10 protein-coding genes (1 of these 10 running past the window's edge) are annotated in these 10,105 nt (G+C 63.3%); 8 read left to right on the top strand and 2 right to left on the bottom strand.

Going from position 1 to position 10,105, the window contains the following annotated elements:
- From Q0367_RS13740 to Q0367_RS13705, 8 genes are all read left to right on the top strand, one after another.
- Nucleotides 1-1,241, top strand: partial view of an aminotransferase class V-fold PLP-dependent enzyme gene (locus Q0367_RS13740; RefSeq protein ID WP_298982870.1) — the 3' portion only. The gene continues 262 nt to the left of window position 1, outside the view; 1,241 of the gene's 1,503 nt are visible here — the last part of the coding sequence; the start codon falls outside the window, past its left edge; the stop codon is at nucleotides 1,239-1,241.
- A gap of 259 nt (nucleotides 1,242-1,500) precedes the next feature.
- Nucleotides 1,501-1,632 carry a hypothetical protein gene (locus tag Q0367_RS13735; RefSeq protein WP_297640502.1) on the top strand — a complete coding sequence of 44 codons (132 nt, stop codon included), beginning with the start codon at nucleotides 1,501-1,503 and terminating at the stop codon, nucleotides 1,630-1,632.
- Between the two features lie 615 nt (nucleotides 1,633-2,247).
- Complete coding sequence (locus tag Q0367_RS13730) at nucleotides 2,248-3,063, top strand: IclR family transcriptional regulator (protein ID WP_297640500.1); 816 nt, start codon at nucleotides 2,248-2,250, stop codon at nucleotides 3,061-3,063.
- A complete protein-coding gene (locus Q0367_RS13725; protein ID WP_297640498.1) occupies nucleotides 3,063-4,013 on the top strand; it encodes an exo-alpha-sialidase in 951 nt (316 codons plus the stop codon). The genes Q0367_RS13730 and Q0367_RS13725 overlap by 1 nt, the downstream gene beginning before the upstream one ends.
- A complete protein-coding gene (locus tag Q0367_RS13720; RefSeq protein WP_297640496.1) occupies nucleotides 4,010-4,912 on the top strand; it encodes a dihydrodipicolinate synthase family protein in 903 nt (300 codons plus the stop codon). Before Q0367_RS13725 ends, Q0367_RS13720 begins: the two co-directional genes overlap by 4 nt.
- A gap of 46 nt (nucleotides 4,913-4,958) precedes the next feature.
- Complete coding sequence (locus tag Q0367_RS13715) at nucleotides 4,959-6,320, top strand: ABC transporter substrate-binding protein (protein WP_297640494.1); 1,362 nt, start codon at nucleotides 4,959-4,961, stop codon at nucleotides 6,318-6,320.
- Nucleotides 6,321-6,399: 79 nt separating this feature from the next.
- Nucleotides 6,400-7,302: a carbohydrate ABC transporter permease gene (locus tag Q0367_RS13710; protein WP_297640492.1), complete on the top strand. Its 903-nt coding sequence runs from the start codon at nucleotides 6,400-6,402 to the stop codon at nucleotides 7,300-7,302.
- A gap of 31 nt (nucleotides 7,303-7,333) precedes the next feature.
- Nucleotides 7,334-8,179, top strand: a complete 846-nt coding sequence (locus Q0367_RS13705; RefSeq protein ID WP_297640490.1) for a carbohydrate ABC transporter permease — start codon at nucleotides 7,334-7,336, stop codon at nucleotides 8,177-8,179.
- 15 nt (nucleotides 8,180-8,194) lie between these two features.
- Here Q0367_RS13705 and Q0367_RS13700 read toward each other — a convergent pair whose 3' ends face one another.
- Complete coding sequence (locus Q0367_RS13700; RefSeq protein WP_297640487.1) at nucleotides 8,195-8,935, bottom strand: class I fructose-bisphosphate aldolase; 741 nt, start codon at nucleotides 8,933-8,935, stop codon at nucleotides 8,195-8,197.
- A gap of 14 nt (nucleotides 8,936-8,949) precedes the next feature.
- Entirely contained in the window at nucleotides 8,950-9,978 is a 1,029-nt protein-coding gene (locus Q0367_RS13695; RefSeq protein ID WP_297640460.1) for an arabinan endo-1,5-alpha-L-arabinosidase, read from the bottom strand.
- Between the last annotated feature and the right edge of the window lie 127 nt (nucleotides 9,979-10,105).

The following is a 10,105-nucleotide window of genomic DNA, read 5'->3' as shown; positions in this document are numbered from 1 at the left end:
AAGGATACGTCTCCGGCGCCGTCTATCACGGCGACCCGGCGCACATCGATTTTCTGAATCAGGTTTACGCCCTCAACTCCCAGAGCAACCCGCTGCACTTCGACCTCTGGCCAAGCACGGTCAAGTACGAGGCGGAGATCGTCTCCATGACCGCCCATCTGCTCGGGGCAGACCACGCGTCCGCCCCGATCGTGGGTGCGGTGACTTCGGGCGGCACGGAGAGCATCCTGCTGGCGATGCGCGCCTACCGAGACCGTGCGCGGGCGGAGCGCGGCTTGAAGCGTCCACGCGTGATTGCGCCTGTCTCTGCCCATGCCGCCTTCGACAAAGCCGCCGACTATTTCGGCATCGAGCTGGTGCGCACGCCGGTTGGCCCCGATCTGCGCGCCGACGTGGAGGCGATGGCGGCCGCCATCAACCGCAACACCGTGGCGTTGGTCGGCTCCGCCCCCTCGTTCCCGCATGGCGTCATCGATCCGATCCCAGAGTTGGCGGCGCTGGCGCAGGCGCACGGGGTCGGCCTGCACGTCGACGCCTGCCTGGGCGCCTTCATCTTGCCTTTTGCGCGAGAGCTGGGTTATGACGCGCCCGAGTTCGACTTCCGCCTGCCGGGCGTCACCTCGATGTCTGCGGATACGCATAAATATGGCTATGCAGCCAAGGGAACGTCGGTCGTGCTCTATCGGGGCGAGGCGTTGCGGCGCTATCAGTATTATGCGATTGCCGATTGGCCGGGCGGACTTTACTTTTCTCCGACGCTGGCGGGCAGCCGGCCAGGCGCGCTCAGCGCCGCATGTTGGGCGGCGCTGGTGAGCATCGGCGAAGAAGGCTATCGCGCCGCGGCGGCCAAAATCCTGGCCACGGCCCGGCTCATCCGCTGCTGGATCGAGCAGATTCCAGAGTTGGAGGTGCTGGGCGATCCCCTCTTCGTCATCGCTTTTGCGTCGCCTTCGCTCGACATCTATCGCGTGCTCGACGCCATGAGCGCGCGCGGATGGAGCCTCAACGGTCTGCATCGTCCGCCTGCGATTCACATCGCTGTGACGTTGCGCCACACCGAGCCGGGCGTCGCCCAGCGTTTCATCGAGGACCTGCGCGCTGCGGTTGAACATGTCAAGGCGCACCCCGCCGAGAAGGGCGGCATGGCCCCGGTCTACGGCATGGCGGCCTCATTGCCGATGCATGGCGTCGTCGAGGAGCTGTTGCGTCGCGTGGTCGATGCGCTGTATAAAGTGGAATAACGTCAGTGTATGCAGACGGCGCTGCGGCTGGCCGCGCCGCCGATGGTCGGTGGTTGCGAGTTTGCGACGCGCAGACAAGCGCCAACCAATCTTCGCTGAATCGATTTCCGTCCACTTGCGTCACGACTCGAATAGGTCGCCCGCGATCTGGATCGACATACTGACGCAGCCATCCATCTTGAATCTTCAGCCGTAGGGGAAGTTCTCGAATCTTCGTTCCCTCGCTCCGGCCCAGGGCAATTGCACGCGCCAGAGGATCGTGAAGGAAATTAATGATATCCTTCGGCAGGCCCGGGCGCGTTTGGCCGAAGCGGGCTTCCATCTGCTCCTCTTCGGCGGACGCTTCCGCCTGGTGAGCGATCGGCTGCGCCAGAGGCCCGGCCTGTCGTAGCGTGGGAAGATAGGCCCTGCGCAGGGCCGTTTCCACGGTGACCGACAGCGGAGTCAGCACAGGGTTAGTAGCGAACATAGCCCGCCCTGCGCCCTTGATCGTCTAATGTAGTCCTCACGGCGATTCGCTCGACCTTCGGCCAGTTCAGCGCCATCGCCTTCCATGAGCTTGCGGTCTGTCGAGGACGTGCGGTTGGGAGCCGCACCTACGCCGCTCCCTTCTCCCCCTCTCCCGGCCTTGGGGGAGGGGGCCGGGGGGGGAGGGCCTTGCTCCCCCTCTCCCGATCTTGGGAGAGGGGGTCGGGGGGTGAGGGGGTTTCCCCACGGCTCTTGGGTCTGTCGAGGACGTGCGGCTGGGAGCCGCACCTCGATGCATCATCGTCTTTTCCCTGCTTTCGCCTGCGCTGGCTGCACAGGCGGACGACGGTCGAGCGCTGCTGCAGGCGGCTCTAGAGCTTCCCGAACTTGTGTCCTATCCGGTCTATGCGCCACCGGAGGGAGTGGATGGATGGAAGTCAGCGCTGGCGCCCTCTGATTTCAAATCCCATCTTTCATCGGCTCTTGACATTTCCTCCTGGATTGCGTATGCTAGACAACAGTTCCATGAATCAGAATTTTGTTCATCATCGTAGAACAAATCCTTGTCATCATGATCTATTCCGTCGCCAAGGCGCTCAAGATTTTGCAGCTCTTCAGCGTCGATGAGCCGCGGCTCTCGCTGACCGAGATCAGCCGCAGGCTCGACATCCCCAAGAGCACGGCGCACAACCTGCTGGCCACCTTGCAAGAATTCGGTTACATCGAACGCACCGACGACGAGCTTTACGCGATCGGCGTGGCGCCGTTGTTGCTGACGCAGACGATGCGCATCAGCGTCGAGCTGCGCGACCCCGCCGCGCCGATCCTGCGTCAGCTCGCCGAGGCCACGCACGAGTCGGTCTACCTGACCATCCGCCAGGAGGACGCAGCGCTCTACATCTACGCTGTGGAGTCGCCTCACCGGCTGCTGGCCAGAACCGCAGTGGGCGACCGTGCGCCGCTGCATTGCACCTCGGTGGGCAAGGCGATGCTGGCCTGGCTGCCGGAAGAGGAGGTGGACGCCATTCTTCGACGCGCCGGCCTGCGTTCGTTTACGTCGCGCACGCTGACCGATGCAAACGCGTTGAAGGCGGAGCTTGCCGCCACGCGGCGCCGCGGCTACGCCGTCGACTGCGGCGAGCATGAGGAAGGGCTGTTCTGCATCGGCGCCGCCATTCGCGACGCGCGCGGCAGGGTGATCGGCGCCTGCAGCGTCTCGGGCATTGACCCGGCTATTCTCGGCGAACGTCGAGAATCCCTGGCCGAGCAGGTGATCGACGCAGCGCAGAGCATCTCACGGCTGATGGGGTACGTGCCTGCAACGTTCAGCGGAGTGGTGCGGAGGGTGGAGTGATGCGCTTCAAAACGCAGCCGATCTTCACGCAACTGGAAGACCACCCGACGGCGCACTGCGCCACCATCGCCGAACTGCCGAATGGCGACCTGATCGCCGCCTGGTTCGGCGGCTCCTACGAGACGGCGCCGGATCAGATTCTGCTCACCGCTCGCTACGACCTTCGCCAGGAGCGCTGGAGTGAACCGCGGCCGCTGGCCGTGATGGAGGGCAAGGCGCTGGGGCAGCCCGTCTTCTGGGTGCGCAAGGATGGCGACCTCTGGCTCTTTTTCGACGCCATCCAGGAGCGAGACTGGCGCAGCGCGCTGCCCTTTCTTCAGCGCTCCGCCGACGAAGGGCGCACCTGGAGCGCGCCGCAGCTTCTGTTCGACTATCCGGGGCTGATGTTTCGCAGCCGCCTGTGTCTTCTGCCCGGACGAGCGATCGTCCCCGCCTACGACGAAAACCGCTGGGAGTCGCTCATGATGATCTCGGACGATGACGGCAAAAGCTGGCGCCTGACTGCGCCGATCGTCACGCCGCAGGGCAATATCCACCCTTGCCTGGTCCAGCTGGAGGGAAGTCACCTGCTCGCCTATCTGCGCACGGGCGGCCGCGGTGGCGTGATCTGGCGCACGGTCTCTTTCGACGGCGGCGAGCGTTGGGAAGAGCCGGAGCCGACGACGCTGCCCAATCCCAATTCAGGCATCGACCTGTTGCGTCTACATTCAGATCGTCTTTTACTGGCGTACAACCCCAGCGCAGAACGGCGCACGCCCCTGGCGCTGGCAGTGGCCTCGCTTCAGGAGGACTGGCGTCCGGCGCGCATCCTGGAGCAGGCAGATTACGAATTTTCGTACCCAACCTTATTGCAGGCGCGCAACCACGACATTCATATCGTTTACACCTATCGTCGTCAACACATTCAACACGCCTGTTTCGACGAAGCATGGTTGGAGGGAGCCGCATGACCTTTCGCATTCAAGGCGTCGTCGTCCCGATTCTGACGCCCATGAAGCCGGACGGCGCGCTCGACGTGGAAGCGCTGCCTGCGCTGGTCGATTTTCTGTTGGAGCGCGGGGTCGCAGGGCTGTTCGTCGGCGGCAGCACCGGAGAGGGCCCGCTTCTCAACACCGGCGAGCGCAAGGCGCTGTGCGAGGCGACCGTCGCTGCGGTGGCAGGTCGCTGCCCTGTGATTGCACAGACCGGAGCGATCACCACTGCGGAAAGCATCGAGCTGACGCTGCACGCCCGCAGCGCAGGCGCGTCGGCGGCTGCGCTGATCGCTCCTTACTACTATGCCCACAGCGCGGAGGCGCTCTTCCGTCACTTCGCCGCCGTCGCAGAGGCCAGCGCGGACTTTCCGCTTTATCTTTACAACTTTCCCGCCGTCAGCAACAACTGGCTGCGCGTGGACCTGGTGCGGCGGCTTGTCGAACGCTTTCCAAACATCGTGGGCGTCAAGGACAGCAGCGGCGCGTTGGAGAATCTGATCGCCTGCACGCGCCTGCGCCACGGCCGTTTCAACACTTTCGTCGGCAGCGACGGCTTGATTTTGGCGGCGTTGGCGTCGGGCGTCGACGGCGCCGTCTCCGGCAACGCCAACGTCGTTCCGGAGATCGTAGTGAGAGTGCATCGCGCGGCGCTGGCGGGCGATGTCACAGAAGCGCGCAAATGGCAGGCCAGGCTCGACGCCGCGCGGGCCTTGATGGGCGACGGCGGCAATCTGGCGCTCTACAAGGCGCTGCTCGCCCGTCGCAGGGTGGAGCTCGGCTCGGTGCGGCCGCCCCTGTTGCCGGTCGAAGAGGAAACCGTCGAGCGGTGCTGGCATGCGTTGCAAGCGCTCTTGCCAAAGGCAGAGTGTCAATAAACAAATCATGAACGGTGAGAACGTGTGTCATGCAAAGGAGGGAGCTATGCAAACCGGAAACGTGCGTTGGATGAGTCTGTTGGTGATCGTCGTTCTGCTCGTCGCAGGGTGCGCAGCGCCGGTGGCGCCGCCTGCAGGCGAAACCGCGGCACAACAGCCTGCTGCGCCGGAGGGAGTCGTCACGTTGGAGTTCTGGGGCGGCTGGACGGGGCCGGACGCCAACACCATGCAGGCCATCGTCGACCGCTACAACGCCGAGCACCCAAATGTGCGGGTGAATCTGTCGATGCAGGCTTGGTCGCCGCTTTTCGACGCCTTCATCGCTGCGTCGAGCGCGGGCAGCGCGCCCGACATTCTGGCCATGCATCCGCAGGAGCTAGCGCAATTCGTGCATCTGGGATTGATCCTGCCGCTTGACGACATCATCGCCAATTCAGAGGTGATCAAGCCGGAAAACTACCTGGAGAACGCCTGGGAAGGCAACAAAGTGGACGGCAAACTCTACGGCGTTCCGCTTGACCTCCACATGCACGGCCTTTTCTATAACAAGGCCGCCTTCGAGAAGGCAGGCGTGCCGGTTCCGCCCTCGACGCCGCCCGTCAACCGCGACGAGTTTATGGAAATGGCCAAACGCTTGACGATCGACGCCAACGGCAAGAGCGCAGCCGAGGAGGGGTTCGACGCCAACAACATCGTGCAATACGCCATCAACGCCCACACCAATCATCACGCCTTCTTCCAGTGGTGGAGTCTGTACAATCAGTTGGGCGGGCAGCTGATCTCAGAAGACGGCAAGAGCTGCGCAATGGACCTTGATAAAGCGGCGCAGGCGTGGCAGTTCCTCCAGGACCTCGTCTACGTGCATAAGGTCGCTCCGCAAGGACAGACCGACTATCCGCGCGACTTCCTCGATGGGCGCACCGCCATGCTGGTGGACGGCCCATGGCGCATCCCACAGCTGGAGCAGGCGGCGGCGGAAAGCGGCTTCCAGTGGGGCGCGACGCAATATCCCAACATCTTCGGCGGTGAATTCGCCGTGTGGGGCAGCGGCCACAACTTCACGCTTCCCAGCAAGGCCGACCCGAACAAACAGGCCGCAGCCGTAGCGTTCCTGGAGTGGATGGCCGCCAACAGCGCTGAATGGGCGAAGTCGGGTCAACTTCCCGCCTTCAAGGCGATTCTGGAGTCGGAGGAGTTCCAGCAGATGGAAGGGCGCGCACCCTTCATCGCCTCGATGCCATATGAGAAGCTTTTCCCGGCGACGCCGAAGTACAACGAGATTTTCGCCTCGAACGCGCCGACGCCGATGATGGTGATGGCGCAGCGCATCATGTTGGAGGCCGCAGACCCGGCGGCGGAGGTCAAGACGGCGTGCGAGGCCATCTCGGCCATCCTGGCGACGCCGTAACGTCCTGTTTCGTTCGTCGTGCGCGAAGGTCTGGTGAACTGCGAGCGCCAGACCTTCGCCCTAGCCTGACGGAGAAGCCATGCGCATTCTGGCTCCTGCCGGTTTTCAAGCGCGCACCGCTGCGCGCAAACGCATCCATTGGACGCCCTTCCTCTTTCTGGCGCCCTATCTGTTTCTGTTCGTCTCTCTGCGGCTGTTGCCTTCGTTGATCGGCCTGACCATCTCGTTCACGAACTGGAGCGCAGTTGGCGTCCCGCAATGGGTGGGCCTGGCGAATTACCAGGCGCTCTTCATCGATCCGCGCTTTCGCGATGCGCTCACCAACACCGTCATCTTCACAGCGATGGCCGTGCCTGCGCTCGTGGGCCTGGGGCTGGCTTTCGCCCTCTTCTTGAACCAACCGCATCAAGGGCGAGGGCTGGGCCGCGTGGCCGTCTTCACGCCCTACGTCATCATGCCCACCGTCGTCGGCGTGCTATGGACGTGGATTTTGGAGAAGGATTTCGGGCTGCTCAATGTGCTCCTGGGGCGACAGATTCCGTGGCTGGTCAGCCCAAGCTGGGCGATGCTGGGGCTGGTGTTGGCTGCGGTTTGGTCGATGGTCGGCTACAATACGGTGCTCTTTCTGGCCGGCCTGCAGGACATTCCGGCGGAGCTTTACGAGGCGGCGCGCATCGACGGCGCCGGCGCCTGGCGCAGCTTCTGGAGCCTCACCCTGCCGCTGCTGGCGCCGACGGCCTTCCTTGTCTTGATGTTGACCATCATCAACACCTTTCAAGTTTTTGACCTCGTCTACGTGATGACGAGCGGCGGCCCCGGCACCAGCACGCTGACGATGGTGCAGTACGTCTATACGACAGCGTTTCAGTTCTTCAAATTCGGCTACGGCTCGGCTGTGGCGATGGTGATGTTCGTGATTTTGGTGATCGTTGCATTGATCCAGACGCGCGCCTATCGTCGCGGACTGGAGAGCATCTATTGACGCGGCGCTTCCGCCCGGGGGAAGAAACAAGATGCGGCGAAGAAACGCAATCACAGCCACTCTGTGGTACGCCGTTCTGGCGGGAATCGTTGTAGTCATGATGGCGCCGGTGGCATGGATGATATCCACAGCCTTCAAGCCGGAGCTGCAAATCTTAACCACGCAGATTCGCTGGATTCCCGACCCGCCCACGCTGGAACATTTCCAGACTGTGCTCAGTCGCCATGCCATCTGGCGCTGGCTGGTCAACAGCGTTGTCGTGGCGACGGCGGCCACGCTGCTGGTGCTGTTGCTGGACTCGCTGGCCGGCTATGCGTTGGCGCGCATGGAGTTTTTCGGCCGCGACGCGCTCTTTGCCGTGATCCTTTCCATGCTCTTCGTGCCGTTGCAGATCACGGTCATCCCTCTATTTCTGATCTTCGCCAACCTGGGACTGGTCGACACCTATGCAGCGCTGATCTTGCCGGTGGGCGCCAATGTGACCGGCGTCTTTCTGATGCGGCAATTCTTCCTGAGCATTCCGGGCGAACTGGAGGACGCCGCGCGCGTCGACGGCGCCAACGACTGGCAGATTTGGGCGCGGGTGGTGTTGCCGCTGGCGCGGCCGGCGTTGCTGGCGGTGGCGATCGTCACCTTCTTGAGCGCGTGGAACGCCTTTTTCTGGCCGCTCATCGCCACGCGCAGCGACGCCGCTCGTCCTCTGGCCGTCGGCATTGCGCAGTTTCTCACGCTGCGCCCCGGCCTGGCGCAGACGGTGCAGGCGTATGGCCCCAGCATGGCGGCCGCCACCATTGCCGCGCTGCCGCCGATCTTGTTTTTCTTCGCCCTGCAGCGCCACTTTATTCAGGGCGTCTCCATGACCGGATTGAAGGGGTGAATGCGAGGTAGCGCATTATTCTCTATGCACCAACCGCGCCACCGCTGCAGTCATGGCCGTTGGGTCATCGGCCTGGAAGATGTTGCGGCCGATGGCGACGCCTGCGCCGCCCGCCTGGACGGCGGCTGCGACATCGGCCAGCAGCGAAGCTTCATCCCCGCGCTTGGCGCCTCCTAAAACGACCACCGGAACATACGCACCTGCGATCACCTGTTCGAAATTGGGCGCATACGGCGTCTTGACAAAATCCGCCCCTAGTTCCGCCGCCACGCGCACGGCCAGAGCTATGGCCTCGGTGGTGCGTTTTTCCGGCGGGCTGTCGAAGCCGCCGGGAACCATCTCCGCCATCACCGGCAAGCCCCAGGCGTGCGCCGCCTCGATCACGCGCGCCAGTCGCTCCAACGATTCGACCTCGGCCGGCGAGCCCGGGAAAGCTGAGACCGCCACGGCGTCGGCGCCGAGGCGCAGGGCCGCCTCCACGCCGAAGAAAAGCGCGCCCTGGCCGCTTCCGCCCAGCCGCGTGGCGCCGCCGTCGACGCGCACGATAAGCCCCAGGCCGGCCAGTGCGCTGGCGAAGCGCTGCGCCGCCCCGTAAGAGGTGAGCACGGCGTCCGCGCCGCCTGCCGTGACCTTTGCAATCGTCTCCGCCGGTCGCTCCAGCCCAGGACAGGGGCCATCGATCAGGCCGTGATCCATGGCCACGATCAAGGTGCGTCCATCGTTGCGGAAAATCCGCCGCATGCGTCGCGTTGTCATATCTCGAGCAGGTTTCAATGATTCTCTTTTTGGCTGGGCAAATAGGGCCAGCCTTCCTCATCCCAGCCCAACGACTCGATGCGCAGCTTGGGAACGCCGCCCTGTCGGGCGTCGTAGGCGTGGTAAACGAACCAGTCAACGTCGCCTTCGCGATAGACGCCGTTGTGCCCAGGGCCCCGCCAACGATCATACGCTGTCAGGATCGTTGTGCCGCCGCCCTCCAGCATGGGGACGCCTTCGCGATCCAGATATGGGCCGGTGATCGACTCGGCGCGGCCAACGCGCACGTTGTAAGTGCTGGAGGCGCCCTGGCAGCATTGATCGAATGAGGCGAAGAGATAGTAATAGCCGTTGCGATGAATGATAAAAGGCGCCTCGATGGCGGTTCCGCCGGGACCATTGGCCGGGCGCTGTGCAATGGCGTAGATCGTCGGCTCGGCGGAGGAGGGCTTGCGCGTGGCCGGATCCAGTCGCACCAGTTTCAGTCCGCTCCAGTAAGAGCCGAAGGCCAGCCAGGGATTGCCTTCGGCGTCGAGCGCAAAATTAGGATCGATGGCGTTCCAATTTTCGGCGCCGGTGGACTCGATCACCAACCCCTCATCCACCCAGGCGTAGTCTGGGCTGTTTGCGTCGAGCGTAGCGTTGGTCGCCAGGCCGATGACCGACCGCGGGCTGCCGAAGGTGGAGCCGGCGTAGTAGAGCTGCCAGCGATCATTATAGAAGGAAATATCCGGCGCCCAGAGGTCGCCGATGTTGGGGATGGCCTGCGTCAGCCAGGCGGGTAGGCGATCGAAGACGCGTCCACAAAATTCCCATGCTAGCATGTCCTTTGAGCAGATCACAATGATACGCGCGCCGGTGGAAAAGACATAATATGTATCGCCTTCCTTCGCCATCACCGGATCATGGATGCGCTGAATAAAGCCGGTTGGCTCCAGCGTCATCGGCTCCGGGGATGGCGATTCCGACAATGAGGGCGCCATAATCGGACGGCAGGCGGCGAGCAACGAGAGCAAGACGATGACAAGCAAACCACGCTTCATGGCTGTAAGTCCCTCGGCAAAGCTTGGCGGCGAATAGATGTGTTCATGTAATACTATACCAGAACCTTCGGATAGAGCCGACAATTTAGACCCTTGCGCTCTCTGTTCGATGCGAAGGTGAACGTCC

Origin of the sequence: uncultured Caldilinea sp. (assembly GCF_937128415.1) — a bacterium.
Classification (GTDB): Bacteria; Chloroflexota; Anaerolineae; order Caldilineales; family Caldilineaceae; genus Caldilinea.
Note: the sequence above shows the minus strand (reverse complement) of the source record. Positions and strands in the feature narration are given on the sequence as shown.

Bases quoted from the DNA above. Each gene is read 5' to 3' on its own strand.
- Q0367_RS13725 (WP_297640498.1), top strand. From the start codon at position 3,063: ATGCGCTTCAAAACGCAGCCGATCTTCACGCAACTGGAAGACCACCCG.
- Q0367_RS13720 (WP_297640496.1), top strand. From the start codon at position 4,010: ATGACCTTTCGCATTCAAGGCGTCGTCGTCCCGATTCTGACGCCCATG.
- Q0367_RS13715 (WP_297640494.1), top strand. From the start codon at position 4,959: ATGCAAACCGGAAACGTGCGTTGGATGAGTCTGTTGGTGATCGTCGTT.
- Q0367_RS13710 (WP_297640492.1), top strand. From the start codon at position 6,400: ATGCGCATTCTGGCTCCTGCCGGTTTTCAAGCGCGCACCGCTGCGCGC.
- Q0367_RS13705 (WP_297640490.1), top strand. From the start codon at position 7,334: ATGCGGCGAAGAAACGCAATCACAGCCACTCTGTGGTACGCCGTTCTG.
- Q0367_RS13700 (WP_297640487.1), bottom strand. From the start codon at position 8,935: ATGACAACGCGACGCATGCGGCGGATTTTCCGCAACGATGGACGCACC.
- Q0367_RS13695 (WP_297640460.1), bottom strand. From the start codon at position 9,978: ATGAAGCGTGGTTTGCTTGTCATCGTCTTGCTCTCGTTGCTCGCCGCC.